Source organism: Desmonostoc vinosum (assembly GCF_059505385.1).
The window spans coordinates 26,497-43,157 of the sequence record NZ_JCACKM010000053.1 but is presented as its reverse complement, the minus strand read 5'-3'; the positions used below and the strand labels follow the sequence as shown (position 1 = coordinate 43,157).

The 16,661-nt window shown below is 42.5% G+C and carries 15 protein-coding genes; 7 read left to right on the top strand and 8 right to left on the bottom strand.

Features of this window, described 5'->3' with window-relative positions; translation table 11 throughout:
• Positions 1–109 precede the first annotated feature (109 nt).
• The 4 genes from AC5JMF_RS09455 to AC5JMF_RS09440 all read left to right on the top strand — a co-directional run bounded on the left by AC5JMF_RS09455 (position 110) and on the right by AC5JMF_RS09440 (position 4,201).
• Positions 110–496, top strand: coding sequence for a hypothetical protein (locus tag AC5JMF_RS09455; RefSeq protein ID WP_495795452.1), 387 nt, complete (start codon positions 110–112; stop codon positions 494–496).
• A 209-nt stretch (positions 497–705) separates the two neighbouring features.
• Positions 706–2,055 carry a histidine phosphatase family protein gene (locus tag AC5JMF_RS09450; protein WP_495795451.1) on the top strand — a complete coding sequence of 450 codons (1,350 nt, stop codon included), beginning with the start codon at positions 706–708 and terminating at the stop codon, positions 2,053–2,055.
• Between the two features lie 190 nt (positions 2,056–2,245).
• Positions 2,246–3,613, top strand: coding sequence for a dihydroorotase (locus AC5JMF_RS09445; RefSeq protein ID WP_495795450.1), 1,368 nt, complete (start codon positions 2,246–2,248; stop codon positions 3,611–3,613).
• 12 nt (positions 3,614–3,625) lie between these two features.
• Complete coding sequence (locus tag AC5JMF_RS09440; protein ID WP_495795449.1) at positions 3,626–4,201, top strand: restriction endonuclease subunit R; 576 nt, start codon at positions 3,626–3,628, stop codon at positions 4,199–4,201.
• A 104-nt stretch (positions 4,202–4,305) separates the two neighbouring features.
• Here AC5JMF_RS09440 and AC5JMF_RS09435 read toward each other — a convergent pair whose 3' ends face one another.
• Positions 4,306–5,820 carry a phytoene desaturase family protein gene (locus AC5JMF_RS09435; RefSeq protein ID WP_495795448.1) on the bottom strand — a complete coding sequence of 505 codons (1,515 nt, stop codon included), beginning with the start codon at positions 5,818–5,820 and terminating at the stop codon, positions 4,306–4,308.
• Positions 5,821–5,906: 86 nt separating this feature from the next.
• Here AC5JMF_RS09435 and AC5JMF_RS09430 point away from each other — a divergent pair, with 86 nt between their 5' ends.
• Together AC5JMF_RS09430 and AC5JMF_RS09425 are read left to right on the top strand one after the other, a co-directional pair.
• Positions 5,907–6,689, top strand: a complete 783-nt coding sequence (locus AC5JMF_RS09430; protein WP_495795447.1) for an ABC transporter ATP-binding protein — start codon at positions 5,907–5,909, stop codon at positions 6,687–6,689.
• 99 nt (positions 6,690–6,788) lie between these two features.
• A complete protein-coding gene (locus AC5JMF_RS09425; RefSeq protein WP_495795446.1) occupies positions 6,789–8,288 on the top strand; it encodes an MlaD family protein in 1,500 nt (499 codons plus the stop codon).
• A 241-nt stretch (positions 8,289–8,529) separates the two neighbouring features.
• On the opposite strand, the gene AC5JMF_RS09420 is transcribed toward AC5JMF_RS09425, so the two are convergent.
• The 4 genes from AC5JMF_RS09420 to AC5JMF_RS09405 all read right to left on the bottom strand — a co-directional run bounded on the left by AC5JMF_RS09420 (position 8,530) and on the right by AC5JMF_RS09405 (position 12,921).
• Positions 8,530–11,088, bottom strand: a complete 2,559-nt coding sequence (locus AC5JMF_RS09420) for an HD family phosphohydrolase (protein ID WP_495795445.1) — start codon at positions 11,086–11,088, stop codon at positions 8,530–8,532.
• Positions 11,089–11,281: 193 nt separating this feature from the next.
• Positions 11,282–12,295, bottom strand: coding sequence for an ADP-ribosylglycohydrolase family protein (locus AC5JMF_RS09415; protein ID WP_495795444.1), 1,014 nt, complete (start codon positions 12,293–12,295; stop codon positions 11,282–11,284).
• Positions 12,296–12,308: 13 nt separating this feature from the next.
• The gene (gene aroQ, locus AC5JMF_RS09410; RefSeq protein ID WP_495795443.1) at positions 12,309–12,806 is read right to left on the bottom strand and encodes a type II 3-dehydroquinate dehydratase; all 498 of its coding nucleotides are present in this window, start codon (positions 12,804–12,806) and stop codon (positions 12,309–12,311) included.
• Positions 12,784–12,921, bottom strand: a complete 138-nt coding sequence (locus tag AC5JMF_RS09405; protein ID WP_495795442.1) for a hypothetical protein — start codon at positions 12,919–12,921, stop codon at positions 12,784–12,786. Before AC5JMF_RS09405 ends, aroQ begins: the two co-directional genes overlap by 23 nt.
• Positions 12,922–13,393: 472 nt before the next feature.
• Between AC5JMF_RS09405 and AC5JMF_RS09400 the strand changes: the two genes are divergently transcribed.
• Positions 13,394–13,957: a Uma2 family endonuclease gene (locus AC5JMF_RS09400; RefSeq protein ID WP_495795441.1), complete on the top strand. Its 564-nt coding sequence runs from the start codon at positions 13,394–13,396 to the stop codon at positions 13,955–13,957.
• A 57-nt stretch (positions 13,958–14,014) separates the two neighbouring features.
• On the opposite strand, the gene AC5JMF_RS09395 is transcribed toward AC5JMF_RS09400, so the two are convergent.
• The 3 genes from AC5JMF_RS09395 to AC5JMF_RS09385 form a co-directional block, all read right to left on the bottom strand.
• Positions 14,015–14,635: a hypothetical protein gene (locus AC5JMF_RS09395; RefSeq protein WP_495795440.1), complete on the bottom strand. Its 621-nt coding sequence runs from the start codon at positions 14,633–14,635 to the stop codon at positions 14,015–14,017.
• Between the two features lie 92 nt (positions 14,636–14,727).
• Positions 14,728–15,534: a CPBP family intramembrane glutamic endopeptidase gene (locus AC5JMF_RS09390; protein ID WP_495795453.1), complete on the bottom strand. Its 807-nt coding sequence runs from the start codon at positions 15,532–15,534 to the stop codon at positions 14,728–14,730.
• A gap of 590 nt (positions 15,535–16,124) precedes the next feature.
• Positions 16,125–16,565 (bottom strand): AbrB family transcriptional regulator, encoded by a 441-nt coding sequence (locus tag AC5JMF_RS09385; RefSeq protein WP_495795439.1) that lies wholly within the window; start codon positions 16,563–16,565, stop codon positions 16,125–16,127.
• Positions 16,566–16,661 lie beyond the last annotated feature (96 nt).

Here is a 16,661-nt window from a genome sequence, read left to right as displayed (position 1 = left end):
TTTAGTCCGTTTCAACGGACTTTTGCTATTAGGCAGAGACTTGAGTCTCTGACGATTCAAGTATTTTTGCAAGAAGTCTACTGTCTACTTCGCCTAAAAAATTATAAATTTGCTTAACCGAACCGTATTTGCTCCTACTCCCATTTTCAAGCTGAGAATAAGGGCAATCAGCAAATGCGATCGCCAAAATAACAAATGCAGTCGCCGAAATAGCAAATGCGATCGCCGAAATAGCAAATGCGATCGCCGAAATAACAAATGCAGTCGCCGAAATAACAAATGCGATCACCAAAATAACAAATGCAGTCGCCGAAATAACAAATGCAGTCGCCAAAATAGCAAATGCGATCGCCAAAATAGCAAATGCGACGGTTCTGTAATTGGGCGGCTTAGAGTTTTTCAACTCACAGGCTTTAGCCTGGACTTTGAGAGCGATTTGTTTGTCTGCACCGATACACCTAGTTTTTCAGCAGCTTCTTTCAACTTCTGCCCATAGGTAGTGCGATCGCATTTGTCCACATTTGAGTTATAAGGCTTGGGCTTAATATACCTTTACAATGAACAATATGCTTTGAAAGCGCGATCGCATCATTATAAGTTCTAGTTGTGTATACAGCTTGACTCGCAAGCAAAACATCTCTAATAGATAATTGTATAAACATTTTGCAGTAAAATTAGTCCTTTAGATAGAGGAGGGCAAGACGGATGGCTCGTGTCATCATTGTGCGCCACGGTCAAAGCAGCTATAACACCGAGCGTCGTATCCAAGGGCGCACTGATGTGTCAAAATTAACAGAAAAAGGTCGTGATGATGCGATTAAAGTAGGTAAAGCCCTCAGCAATATTGTATTTGACGCTGTTTACAGCAGTCCTTTACAAAGAGCAAAACAAACAGCAGACATTATCCATAACGAGTTAGCAACTCATCCAGGAAATGCTGGTTTGCAAACTTCTGATCAATTGTTAGAAATTGACCTTCCCCTATGGGAAGAAATGCTCACTGCTGATGTAAAAGAGAAGTTTCCCGAAGACTATCGTACTTGGCACGAACGCCCCCACGAGCTGCGGATGTTAGTCAACGATGCACAGGGAACAAAAGAACATTTCCCTGTCCTTGCTTTGTACGAGCAAGCGCGGCAGTTCTGGCAAAAAATTTTACCCCAGCATCGAAACGAAACTATTCTCATAGTCGGGCATAACGGCATTAATCGCGCCCTGATTAGCACGGCATTGGGTATTTCTCCCAGTCGCTACCATTGCATACAGCAATCTAACTGTGGTATTTCGGTACTAAATTTTGCCGGTGGATTAGAAGCACCCGTTCAACTAGAGTCGATGAATCAAACGCAACACATGGGGGAAATTTTACCCTCATTGCGACCAAACCATCACGGAGTCCGATTGTTGTTAGTGCGTCATGGAGAAACCGAGTGGAATCGCCAAACGAGATTTCAAGGTCAAATTGACGTTCCACTCAACGACAATGGGAGGCAACAAGCCCAAAAAGCAGGCGAATATCTCCAAGAAGTAGCTCTTGATTTTGCTGTTAGTAGTTCTATGCTGCGTCCCAAAGAAACAGCACAAATCATCTTGCGTCACCATCCTAGTGTAAAGTTGGAATTACAAGATGGGTTGAGAGAAATCAGCCATGGACTCTGGGAAGGAAAATTAGAAACAGAAATAGAGCAAGAATTTCCTGGAGAGTTGCAGCGCTGGCGGCAAACGCCAGGGGAAGTACAAATGCCCGAAGGAGAAAATTTACAACAAGTGTGGGAACGCAGTGTCGCAACTTGGCAATCAATCGTCCAAACAGCATTAACTAACAAACTCCAAACTGGATTAGTAGTGGCTCACGACGCGACTAATAAAACCTTGCTGTGTCATATTCTGGGTTTATCTGCGGAAAATTTCTGGAATTTTCGCCAAGGTAATGGTGCAGTCAGCGTCATAGATTACTCCTCGGAACTCAACGGTTTACCAGTATTGCAAGCAATGAATATTACCGCCCACTTGGGTGGCGGCGTACTAGATAAAACCGCAGCAGGAGCTTTGTAAAGAAGTCAAAAAAGCGGCGTTGCATACTCTGAACACCAGAGTTGGGCAAACTAACGCTCAGGAATCAGGAGGATTTTGCACTGGGGACGCGGGGACGCGGGGACGCGGGGACAGGGAGAAATTTTAATAATTAGTAATTACCCGAACTTGATATAACTCTTAATTCCTCACTGATAACTGATAACTGTTTATGACTGAACTGCTGCAACAAGTAAGGGTGATTGACCCAGTTTCAGAAACTGACCAGATAATTGATGTACTGATTGCTGATAATTGTATTCAAGCAGTCGCCCCATCTATTGCTGATATCACCTCTGATACTCAAATTAGAGATTGTCGGGGATTAGTTCTGGGGACTGGATTAGTAGATTTGTATAGCCACTCCAGCGAACCGGGGTTTGAAGAACGAGAGACTTTATTATCTCTATTGCAAGCTGCTGCTGCTGGTGGCTTTACCAGAATTAGTATTTTACCCGATACCTCTCCAGCCATTGATAACCCTGCGATGGTGGCACAGTTCTTGAAAAAGATGCAAGGACGTGGAGGTATGATGAAAAATGTCTCCGCGTCCCCCTTACAGGTTAGCCAGTTGCCTGCTCCAGGAAACCCTCCTTACTCACTAGACTCACCGCGTCCCCCCATCTTTGCGTCTTATTCTCTCTCTCATCTTCATACCTGGGGTGCTATTACTGTTGATGTTGCTGGGAAACAAATGACGGAATTGGCAGATTTAGCAGCAGCAGGAGTAGTTGGTTTTACTGATGGTCAACCGTGGGAAAATTTGGGGATAGTGCGGCGGGTGTTGGAATATCTTCAACCCTTGGGCAAACCAGTGGCGTTTTGGCCATGCGATCGCCAACTCAAATCAAACGGTATCATGCGGGAAGGCTCGGACGCTTTTCGGTTTGGTTTACCTCCCGTACCCGCCAGTGCTGAAACAGCTGCTATCGCTGCTTTGTTAGAATTAGTTGCAGACATCGCTACACCAGTACACATTATGCGCGTTTCCACAGCTCGGAGTGTGGAGTTAATTGCCTCAGCTAAGGCTGCTGGGTTGCCTATCACCGCCAGTACAACTTGGATGCACCTGTTACTAGATACCAAAGCCATCAAAAGTTACGATACCAGCTTACATATAGAACCACCTTTAGGTAATCCTAGCGATCTGGCGGCGTTGCGTGCAGGGGTACGTGCAGGTATTATAGATGCGATCGCCATTGACCATGCACCTTACACCTACGAAGAAAAAGTCCAAGCCTTTGCCGAAGCGCCACCAGGGGCAATTGGTTTAGAATTAGCATTACCTTTACTATGGGAATATTTGGTAGAAACTGGAGAATTTACAGCCTTAGAATTATGGAGTGCTTTGAGTACTCGACCAGCAGAATGTTTGGGACAAAAAGTAAATAATATTGTTCCTCATCAACCAGCTGAACTAACTCTATTTGACCCCCAGCAAACCTGGAAAGTCGAGCGCAAAAATCTATATACACTCTCTAGTAATACACCTTGGCTAGGACAACAAATAAAGGGTCGTGTTGTACAAACTTGGTGTTAAATACAACCAGTTATGGAACAGTACAGTGACTCATTTTCTGCTTTGTTATCTCTAGAACCTCTCTTAGAGACCGAACAACAAGAACTTTTACAAATTAGAGATGACTTTCGACGTTACCTGAGATCAGGCAAAGTTTCTGAAGGTCAGGTAAAGTTTCTTGTAGTTGCTCCAATACTGAGGTTAGCTGGCTTTTATCGCTATCCTGTTGAGATTCGTTTAGAAGAAGATATTAGTGATATTGAAGTTGAAGATGAAGATATCAAAATCAAAGGAAGATTTGATATTTTAGCTGTCAGTAAGGTTAAGCATACAAAAACTCAAACATATTTTTGGATACTGATCATTGAATCTAAAAATAGTCAGATTGATATCTCAACTGGATTATCTCAACTACTCACATATGCTTATAAAAGTTTAGATAATCAAAAATCAGTTTGGGGTTTAACAACTAACGGTAGAAGTTATCAGTTTGTTTATATCCAACAAGGGCATCCTCCTATTTATCACTTGATGCCAGAATTAAATTTTATGGAAAAAGAACGGTCAATTCAGTTGTTACAAGTTCTTAAAGCACTTTGTCAACTATAGCAATCCGCTGGTAGAGAGTAGGGTAGGGAATCAGACTTTTCGAGTTGAGGACGGTTTTTTCAAAAATCAAATAGGAGTCCTATAAAACTAGGAAAGGAATGGGATTAAATCCCTAAACTTTCCAGTAACTCTGCTGTTTTTGATCGCTCCACTAAAGTATTGGCACACAAAATACCAGACGCCGCCACCGCAGGGACACCGATTCCTGGCATGGTACTATCACCGACGCGATATAAACCCTGTATAGGTGTATGTGTACTCGGAAACATCCCCTTACCAGCTGCGATCGCTGGGCCATAGGTTCCTTGATAACGTCTTAGATAATGAGCATGAGTCAGCGGTGTACCAATAAGTTCTAACACCACACGCTCGCGAATATTTGGGATAATCCGCTCTAGGGCACGATATAAAGATTCTGCTTTTTGTCGTTTCTTCCCTTCATAACCATCACCACGTTCCCATCCAGCGTATGGTTCGAGAGTATAAGCATGAAGCACATGATGTCCCTCTGGGGCAAGAGTCGCATCCCACACACTCGGAATAGATATCATACAAGTATTACCTGCTACAGTAATATCCTGACTAGAATCGTGAATTACCACATGATGTCCGGTTAAATTTTCTAACCCAGTGGCACGAATACCTAAGTGTAGATGCATAAAACTGTCAACTGCTGGTGTTTCTAAAGCAACTTTGCGGTAAGATGCAGGTAAATCATCAGGGTGTAATAGCTGATTGTAAGTATCCCAAATTGAAGCATTAGAAATCACCAGAGGTGCTTTGAAAACTTCACCTTGGCGAGATTTTACACCCACAACTTTGCCAGATTCCACCAAAATTTGCTCAATGTGGCATCCCAAACGCAACTGACCACCCCAGCGTTTTAACCCCCTCACCAAAGCCTGGACAATTGCACCACTCCCACCCACAGGATAGTCAATTTTAGCGCGGGAGCGTTCCCCCAGCATAAAGGCGATTTCAGGAGCGATCGTTCCATGTGCCTTTAAACCAGATAGCAAAAAACATTCCAAGTCAATTAGCCGCCGCACCCAAGGGTCTTGTACCGTTGCATCCATTACATCACCAGCAGCAACTTGAACAAGTGACAAGTAGGGTAACATCTTTACTAGGGATAGTGGATAGCGTCTGAGCAATACTAAAACCACTTGCCAATCTGCCCTCAAAGCCAAAGTAGGAATACCTTTCATAGCTTCGTACAGCCCTAACAAACGTTCCGTAAATTGCTGGAATTCGCTAGCACCTTGAGGTGTAATCTTAGCGATTTGTTGATAATAAAGTTCAACATCGCGATAAACTGTCAAACTTCCTTCAGGAAAGTGGTAATGTCCCAGGGGATCATAAGATATAACTTGAATGGATTCGCTTAAAATATCCAGAACCTGTTTAATCGGATTTAAACTCTGAACATCACCCAAACCACAATAAAAAGAAGGGCCAGAATCAAATTCAAACCCCCGTCGTCTAAAACTATGGGCAGCACCACCAGCAATTGTATGACTTTCACACACAATCACCCGCTTACCATAACGAGCTAGCAAACTAGCAGTACATAGCCCGCCGATACCACTTCCAATAACTATGACATCACTATCTTGCATGTTTGCCCTTTGTTAGTTGTCATTTGTCATTTGTTCTATGCTAATGACCAATGACTAATAGACCCTTGACTCCCAACACTTGACCAATGACCGAACCACTAATTGAATTAAAAGGTGTTTCTAAATCCTTTGGTAGTAATCAAGTTTTAGATAATGTGGACTTGACAATTAACCGAGGAGAAGCACTGGGAATTATTGGCCCTTCAGGGACTGGTAAATCAACAATTTTACGAGTGATCGCGGGATTACTGACTCCCGATGCAGGAGAAGTTTTTGTGCAGGGGGTACGGCGAGACGGGTTGATTGAAGATGGTAGCGATCCGGTTGGTATTGGCATGGTGTTTCAGCAAGCAGCATTATTCGATTCGTTAACTGTGGATGAAAATGTGGGGTTTTTACTCTATCAAAATTCCAGACTACCGCGATCGCGCATTCGAGATTTAGTCAAAGAAAAATTAGAAATGGTTGGTTTGCCAGGAATCAGCAATCTCTACCCCGCCGAACTTTCCGGAGGAATGCGAAAACGAGTCAGTTTTGCTCGTGCAATCATGTCTAACCCCGATAGTCCCCAAGACAGCCCAGAAGTTTTACTATACGATGAACCCACAGCGGGACTTGATCCCATTGCTTCAACAGTCATAGAAGACTTAATCCGCTATTTGCAAAGCACAAGAGGAGTCTGTAGTACTTATGCCATTGTGACTCACCAAGAAAGTACCATCCGCCGTACAACTGATAAACTAGTGTTTCTCTATCAAGGTAAAGTGCAGTGGCAGGGTACAGTTAACGAAATAAACAGCACAGACCATCCGCTAATTAGACAATTTATGAGTGGAAGTGTGCAAGGGCCGATTCAAGTCGTCGGTTAATTTTAGTTGTGAGTGCTGAGTCCTAAGTACTGAGTGAGAAGAACAATACTCAAGACTCACCACTCATAACTCAGAACTAATTATTGGGTGGAGGAAAAAATGCGAGGTCTAACGACAAACCGCTTCGCGTCTACGCGAACATTTCGAGAAGGATCTGTAGGGTTACTACTCCTGCTAGGACTGGGGGTATTTGGAATAATTCTCTTGTGGTTGAATAGGTTTACTGCTGCTCGCAGTTCATACAAAGCGATTGTGGAATTTGCCAATGCTGGCGGAATGCAAAAAGGCGCACCAGTCCGCTATCGTGGTGTTAAGGTTGGTAATATTTCCAATATTCAACCAAAACCCAATGCTATTGAAGTAGAGATCGAAATTGCTCAACCTGACTTAATCATTCCCAGCCAGGTAAAAGTAGAGGCTAATCAAAGCGGATTAATCAGCGAGAGTATAGTAGACATTACACCAAAAACGACATTACCCCCTGGAACTGTTGTCGCTAAACCGCTAGAAAAAAACTGCAATCCTAACCTTATTGTTTGTAATGGTTCTCGGTTAAAAGGTCAGATTGGCATCAGTCTTGATGAACTGATTCGGAGTACAACTGAGTTAGCCACTGTATATAATGACCCTAGATTTTATCAAAAAGTTAATAGACTCCTAGAGACTTCCTCGGTGGCAGCTATTAGTGTGGCAGGACTCAGCCAAGATATCCGCAGTTTAAGTAAAAGTTTTCAAGGACAGTTAGGAACATTTGCATCCACTGCCAATTCGGTGCAACAGGCCACAAATAAACTCACAGCATCCACTACTAAAACAGTTAATCAATTAGGTATAACCGCTGGTCAATTCAGCACAACGGCAAATCAAGCGAATCGACTGCTAACCAATTTGGATAACCTAGTCACAACAAATCGTTCTTCCCTAGTTGGTGCTTTGAACAATATCACCGAAACTAGCAATCAACTACGCGTGACAGTCAGCAGTCTCTCACCCGCTGTCAATCGCTTAACTCAAGGAGAATTACTCAAAAATTTAGAAACTCTCTCCAATAATGCAGCACAAGCTTCAGCTAATTTGCGAGATGCTACTAAAAACCTCAACGATCCCAAAAATGCAGTCTTAATACAACAAACCTTAGACTCAGCACGAGTCACATTTGAAAATACCCAAAAAATTACATCTGATTTAGATGAATTGACGGGCGATCCAACTTTCCGGCAAAATCTCCGACAACTGGTTAATGGTCTAAGTAGCTTGGTATCTTCCACTCAACAAATGCAGCAGCAGACACAAGTTGCTGTCACCCTAGACTCGGTAAAAGCTGCTGTTAACAAACCAAATGCTCTGATTACTCCCCCAGTATCAGCTAAGGGGGCGACACCCAATAACGTCCCTTCACCTGCAAGAACCCCTCTAGCAAACAGATTTGAGGGTTCGTCACCGCTACGCACTAACATTATTAATCCCCCACCTGTTAATTTTCCAACTACTAACCCACTACCAACCCCTAGTTCATCTACCTCCAACTCATCCCAAGAAAATCTTCTCAAGCAGCTACGGGAGTATGGAAAACAACGGGAATCGTTGCAGAATAAGTAAATTACCCACACTGTACCTTCAATGGATGCCAACAAAATCTAATTAATCCAAATATTGAACTCAAAGCAATACTTGAGTTCATTTGTTCGGAGTCTCATAAGTTGACTAACTGCGGCATCTACTTAGGATTCGTGTAAAAATAAGTTGAACAATTTAATATTTGTAGTGCGGGCATCTTGCCCGCGCGAGCAAGATGCTCGCACTACTTATTTTTACTTGATGCCTTAGAATCACCTCGGTTTTAGCCAGGGGAAAGGTCAATAGCCTTCAACTTAGGATAAGCAATACGTTTGTGATGGAATTGTTGCCAAACTTCTACAAAAATTTGAGCAATTTGTGTCATCTCCTCTCGTGTTAGTCCAGAATTTACTAGTTGATTATCCTGCCATCTCGCACGGAGGATATTGTTGAGCATTGCTAGGGCTTGTTCTGGGGTGGCTTCTTTAGATCCTGGCTTTTCTGAAGCTTCCAAGCTACGCAATGCCGCCTCACAAGAATCTGCTAACATGACAATTCCTGTTTCCCGTGACTGAGGAGTTGGGCCAATGTAGCGAAAATCTGCTTCATTTACGGTTATGGTAGGATCTTCTTGCGCCCTCTGCTGCGCTTGGTGATAAAAGTAAGCAATCTGCATTGTTCCCTGATGCTCTGGAATAAAGGCTTGAATTGCCGTAGGTAAAAGGTGTTTTCGTGCCATGACTAACCCTTCGCTGACGTGCTTTTTGATAATTTCTGCACTCTTCCAAGGGTCGTTAATTTCTGTGTCATGTTTATTTGGCCCCCCCATCTGATTTTCAATAAAAGCTAATGGGTCGTGCATTTTGCCAATATCGTGATATAGTGTTCCAGCCCTAACTAATTCAACATTACATCCTAATTGTTTGGCAGCGGCTTCCGCAAGTGTAGCGACAAACAGTGTGTGCTGAAAAGTTCCGGGAGTTTCAGTCGCGAGTCGTTTTAATAAGGGACGGTTAGGATTTGCCAGTTCTGCTAGACGAATTGAGGTGACTAAATCAAACAGTTTTTCTAAATAAGGACTCAAACCCAAGGCGACAATACTCCAGGCTAAGCCAGATAAAGCAAATAATGCCGCCTCTCGCAGTACGATGTACCAGGTTGAACCAAAAGCAGCACCAATCAAGAGTTTAATAACTAGGTAAATACCACCTTGGGTTAGAGCGATCGCAACCCCCAATAATGCGAGTTCCTCGCGCGATCGCAACTTTTGAGTCATATAAGCGCCTAGTATTCCTCCAGCAGCACCAGCTAAAAGCGCAATCTTGCTGACATCTAAGGTGGCTCCCAGGATGACTAACAGCAATCCGACAACTGTCATACCCAAAGTATGACCGTAGAAGCTACCCAACAATAAACCGATCGCACTCCAGGTGGTATAAGTCACTCCCATTGCTAGCAACCCTGGCGTACTCAAGGTTAGCAACAATACTAATAGGCGATCGCGTTGCCGCAATCGGTTTTTAGTATGCCGTTCTACCCAAACGAAAATACTAATTGCACCAATGATCGTGCCACCCAACTTCACCAACCCCAGCCAATTCACTTGTCGGCGGATGAGGTAATACTCTTCCAATACCTGAAATTTCCAGGCATTAATCGGCTCTCCTCTGCTCACAATCACCTCACCATCTTGCACCTCCACCATTACAGGTGTAACCCCAGCCACAGCTTTGAGAGCCTGTTGCCTTGTTTGTTCTTCATCATTTTTCAGATTCGGCACAATCACAGCCAACAACAGTTTGATTGCTAAGGATTCGGCATCTTTTGGTACAAATGATTGCACTTGCAACCTCACCGCGTCCTGTAAAATACTATTAGGTAGTCCTGGTGGAATGCCTTGAGTCAGAATTCGCTCTGCACTTTCATGGATTCCTGCTTCTGTTTTTTCCCACTCCTCATCTGACAAATCTAACAGGGCAGTTTCTTCGTATACTGCTTCTGGATTAGTACTCTCTAACTCTAAAAGTTTGGCTGTGGCTTGCACATATCTTTGTCGTGCTTGGAAGATTTGAGCGATCAGCAAAGATTGGTGTCTATTAGAAGTCGTGACGCGATAAGTGTCTAGTTCTGCTACTGCTTGTACAAAGTCAGTTTTTTGGGAAAAATCGATGGGTTTTACTTGCTCTGGAACTACTTGCAAACTTTGAAACTCGGAGTTTGATAACCAGCCTCTAGATGTAGAGGTCACTTGTAGAGAGTTGATTGGCGTCGCTGTGGCATCGGAGTAGTATTCTTTTCTGTGTACAGCTGTAGATGATGGAAATAAGGGGGGAGGACTTGCAGAAGAAACTTTTTGTCCAGACCCTTTCTTTTGCTGATTTTTAGTATTTTCTACCGATGTCACCAGTGCTTGCCATTCCAATTCTGGACAAGAGCGAAGATAGCGCTGGGTAGAGATAGTCAAAACTAAAGTGTCGAAAAAAGGAAAAGACCCAGCTACGGCACGGATTTCGTTACCATCATCCAGAAGTCGTTGTAAATTTTGGTCGATTTGTCCATTCGTTCGCGCATCAACCATTAAAACTGGTGCGGAACTTTTAGTCGCGGCTTTACGCCGAGCTTCTGTTTTTTTCCGATCTTCGATGCTTCGTTTAGAGGGAGCTTTAATTGTTTGCGGTGCTATGGTTCCTACTTTGAGTTGAGGTTGATTGTATAATTTGTGACCAATAACACCTGTGAGAGAAACTACTGCGATCGCTAAAATCACAGAGGAACGCTGTTTATGCACCCAGCCTAAACCGATTACATGAATGCCAGTATTAGTTTTGACTGATTTTGCCATTGACCTGAGCGCTCTTTCTCGTTTGCGGTTTTCGCCTTTGTCATTGGTTTTTGATAAGTTAGGTATATAATTTCTCCTCCGCTGCTTGTTTGTTCTGGCTCTGTGCCGCTGCTAGCGTGTTGATACCTATATTTTTTACCTCCATTTAATTCTTCCCTATTTCCTCACATGCTTTTTGTTGGCGAAAATAATATTAACGTGAGCGAATAACGTAAGGCGCTGCATAGACGGAAAGTGGAGCCAACCCAAAAGACATAGCACCTCCCTCTTCTTGTGATTCACTTCCATGTAGGGCATGATTATACATTCCTGACCACACAGCTACTAACGCATCAGCTAATTTTAGCATTTGCGAAAAATTGGTCAGTCCCCATGCACTTGAATTGGCTTGCATCAGCAAGATTTGCCAATTTACGGGAATACCCACGGTGCTATTGTATGCTCCTGATAAAGCGCCAGTGATGGCACCCGTGATTTGTGAGTTCAGACGAGCTTCTTGTTGTCCACAATCACGATTGTCAGTAGCCCGCAAAACTGCAAGGCGAAAGTCTTCTAATGTACTGAGAAAGCAGTAAAATGCCATAGCAATAGTCCAGACGCTATGTGCAGTGTCTCTAGTCTTTTCATACTTGCTTAACTCGGTCTGTACCTTTGCCAATCCAGCCTTTTGTTCTAGTAAAGTATGGACTTTTAGTAATTGTTGTGGTAGGGATGTAGTTGTTTCTCCGAGAAAAGAAATTATTTGTGGGATCAGGGTTAAGGGATCGAGTTTTTCGGTAAGTGACTGAGCGATCGCATACCCTACGGCTAGTGTCCCATCTCTAATTACTGGATCATCTTCCCAGATTTTTAGTACATGCAACAAGTTTTGTCGCATCTTGACAGGATTTTCGTGAAAAAAAAGTACGACTGGCAGTGTGGCGAGTAGAGATGTTAAAGGAAAAGTCTGTAGTTTGATTGGGATGGAACCAGTTGCGTTGAAATGAGGAGATGCTTGTTGCAAATGCACTAGCCAATCATCTAAATCAAATCTACCAAGGGTGATTAAACTTTCAGTACCTAAAACCATTATTTTCCCCCAATGTAGAGGTATTGCAGGCAGAGTCTCTATATTGGGGGAATGTATATTATGACGATAGGCTAAAGCTTCTGTGAGGAATGCTCCCAGCAAAATACCTCTAAACCTGCTTACAAGAGAATAGTGCATATAACTTCGGGTTTCAGATTGCAGAATTTAAATGATGCACTAATGCTTGTAAGCCTAATAAGTAGCTTTGTACTCCGAAACCGCTGATTTGTCCAATAGCTACCGGAGCGATATATGAATGGTGACGAAATTCTTCCCGACAGTAAATATTACTTAAATGCACTTCTACTGTCGGTAAACTAACGGCAGCGATCGCATCTCGCAACGCTACACTTGTATGGGTATACGCCCCAGGATTAATCAAAACTCCTTGATATTTCCCTATTGCTTCATGTATGGCATCTACTAAAGACCCTTCATGATTTGACTGCATAGAAAATACCTTTACCTGCATTTTTAGCCCTTCTGCCTCTAAGAGACGGTTAATCTCAGGTAATGTTAACGAACCATAGATACCTGGTTCTCGCTGCCCTAGTAAGTTGAGGTTTGGCCCATGGAGTACTAGAATGCTTAAAGATTGCAAGGGTGAGCTGATCACGTTTGGGCTGCTAGCGACGGCGCGATCGCTCATTTACAGGAATTGGAATCAGTTCCGGTTCAGCCTCAGCTTCTGGCCCTAAAAGGCTTCCAATTAGCTTGCGTGCTAATTCCTTAAGCTTTTCCAGTAACTTCTCTATATAGTCCATTTAACTGATCGCTCCTGAGATACTACCTCAATTTTGATTAACAGCTACGCTGAAACGGGCGTATTTTTGCACCTCTAGCTTCTAATTGGGTCACGACACACCGTTTAAATTCGGTTTTGTGTTTTCCCTTACTTATTAGAGTATCACACTAGCAACCCAATGAACTGCATCTTCCCAATGATGGGTATTTTGATTCAATGGTTAATAGTCATCTGTCAGAAAATAGACATATAGCAATCCTAAATTATTCGTGAGAACTAAGATCCCCCACTTCCTTTGAGAAGACGGGGATCTGGACACCGCGAATTTTCACAAATCAGATAGGAATGCTTTATGGGGGTGTAGTGGAAGTATAAGCGCCTCAAAAATCAGGATAATTGCTTCCAGATGCACAGCAAGAGGAATCAGGAATTAAATCGCATTGTCATACATGATTTATAGTTGTATATCAAGATATAGGAGGCAAAAGTAAATGGTAAAATCCCCGACTAAACCTTTAACCTTAGAAGAATTTTTAAAACTACCAGAAACCAAGCCAGCAAGTGAATATATTAACGGTCAAGTTATCCAAAAACCTATGCCACAGGGAAAGCACAGCAAATTACAAGGTAAGTTAGTTACTGGTATCAATCAAGTATTTGAAGATAACAAGATTGCTCTAGCCTTTCCAGAACTGCGGTATACTTTTGGTGGACGTTCGACTGTACCAGATGTAGCTGTGTTTGCTTGGGAACGCATTCCTCTAGATGAGCATGGAGATGTGGCAAATGTTTTTCCAACTTACCCAGACTGGACAATTGAGATTTTATCTCCAGATCAAAGTCCAACGAAAGTAATCGGAAATATCTTACACTGCCTCAAGCATGGTAGTAGCTTGGGTTGGCTAATTAATCCAGACGAGCGCTCAGTTTTAGTCTATCCCCAAAATCAGCAACCAGAGTTTCTCGAAGAAGAACAGCAAGTGTTACTAGTTCCTGATTTAGTTAAAGATTTACAATTAACTGTAGGTGAACTATTTGGCTGGTTGAAATTATAGGCACAAAATCTAGCACTTTTCATCTTAACATTTAGTTCGGTTGCACTAGTAGGAATTTTAAGAGGAAGAAGCAAAGACAAATTGTTGCAGCGGTTGCAAAAGAATACTTAAAATTTTATTAATTTCTTTAATGTAGTATTCAATCGAGTCGATATAGACGATATTTTGTTCTAGTTTGAGAAATCTCCAGTTGGTACCACTGCTTACTGCTCCATAAATCACCTCAAGATCATTGCCTGCTCTCTGGTTAAATATTTGAGCAGCAACCATCGTGGCAGTACATTGTCCTAGCCCTGCTATAATATTCTCGTTTTTGGCTTCAATGATTGTTACTACTGGAACACTAATAAAATACTGCTCACCAGACGCGCTGAGCATAAAGTCACAAAAACCTGAGAGTCCTTGAGCCGGCTCAACGTTGAATTCTGTTCCCGAAAACAAGCTGATTCGATAATCCAACTGTCGCCTTACCTCAGACAATACAGGAGCAATCAGGAATTCGGAACGAGCTTTTTCACTATTAATAGCAGTGGCTAAAGTTAAGTTCTCATCCAGCAACCGCTTTAGTAAGTCAGAAGGTTCAACTCCCGCTACATCCATAAATAAATTGCGTTTTTCTTCCAGGGTTAAGCCAAATGCATCTCTGGCTTTAGTAAGATTAAAATCACTATATGCCATGGTAAAACAGTCTAGCGAAGATTTTTGGAATGTAGAGACGCCCTTTTAAAAATTTGGTGCGGGACTTGTACCCTATAATTACGAATTACGAATTAGTAACTAATTAAATATAGCCAGAAAACTCCACCTGCTAAAAGTACACAAATAATTCCTGCTACGCCAGCTAGGGGTTTTTTGTTCTTACCTGTGAACCACTCGGAGACTTTACCTGTGTAAGTAATCAGTTCTGTTGTATCTATAGTAGCGATCGCCCATATCCATCCAGCGTGCAATCCCCAAGCTATACCCAAATTACCGCGATCGGCAAACCTTGCTAATACCAGTACGATTCCCATCAACCACAGTCCAGGTAGTTGCGGTATGGTTTCGCGTTGTTCCCAAACTAAGTGTAACAAAGCAAAAATTAAGCTAGAAATTGCCGCTGCTACCCAAATTGGATAATCTTGCTCTAATTGAGTGAATACAAAACCTCGGAAAACTAACTCTTCTATCAAACCGACTAACAAAGCTATTGATAAAATAGGCAGCAAGTTGGGTGCTACTAATTTTACGTTCGATTTTTGCCAAGAACACCAACCCAACGCAAATTCCCCAATAAAAACAATAGCTAGGCTCAGTACTCCTAAGACAAAACCTAGTAATAAAGAACCTAAAATTGCAACATTGACAACAAAACCATAATCTGCAAAGGATGTGTTAGTTAACCAATTAATTCCCCAAAGAATTAGCGGAGCTAACAGGTACAGTGATGCTAGCAAGGGCAATTTTTGCTCTGGCTGCAAAGGTTTATTTGGTTGCCAATTAAGTAACATTGCTGATAATGTTGCGATCGGCAACCAGGACACTACCCAAAATATGAAAAATGCCATCACTACAACTGTCACTGGCGCATCTTTCATAAACGCCAGCAAGGTGTTGACTGAAGGCTCAAACAACGTTATTGAAATCAACAAAAAAATTACAATTAACTGCTTGCTAAGTAAATCAAGTGACGTACCCGACTTTGATGCTTACGCATACAGCGCGGGCTTCTCAAAGACTCTTCGCGCGAAGACATGATCTGAGCTTTAAGGGCGTGCGTCCCACGCGCCTTTATGTTGATAGTTTGGTTAGCGTTATTAGAGTTCACAACTATTGCTTTCAAACCAGTATTTTCGACTTTGTTTAAAAGTAGCAGCCGTAAATACAGTATCACAAAAATGGCAATTCCGACGCTCGATGACTCGCTACCGCTTCGTTATCATCGACCCGCAACTAATTCAATCCGTAGGATTGAGTTAGTTGCGGGTTGACGGTGAGCGGAGCTGAACCGTCAATTCGTCATTGCCCAATTGCCCAAAAATCTATTCTGACGCTCAACGAAGCGTTAGAGCGCGGGGCTTCTTTTTGGTTAAGCTAAATTTTCACCATAGAACCACTAGTTTACTGCCAAGGTAGGGATAAATTATCAAGCATTTGCCTGCAACTAAATCCCTACCATGATAAAAATTTACTCCTCCTCTTCCAAATCTTCTTCGTCCACTTCGTCATCGGAGTCTATATCTTGCGAAGTTTTTTTGTCAGTTTCACCAAGTTGAATCAGGTGAATATGCTTGTATCCTAGCCTAATTTCAAACTCATCTCCAGGCTTTAAACCCATTGCTTTGGTGTATGTAGCACCAATAACAATTTGACCGTTTTGATGAACACTAACTCGATAAGTTGGTTCGCGTCCACGTCCATCTTTAGGTGCTTCCGGACTGAGAGGAATTCCTCTAGCCGATAGCAAGGCGTCATAAAAATCGGTGAGATTAACGCGAACTTGGTTATTCTTAGTAACAGTGTAGTAGCCGCACTGCTTGGCTCTTTCTCGGCGTGGTAAATTGGAAAGTTCTTTAACTTTAGCAAGTAGTGCTTTTCCAGTTAATGGTGCGATTGCAGTTTCAGTCATTATGCTCAAATTTTCCTTACTCTCTCCAAACTGATAAACAATGTCTTCTCATGCCAGAATTTAGCTTTTTAGCATCTGCATAGAGCTACTTAGGAC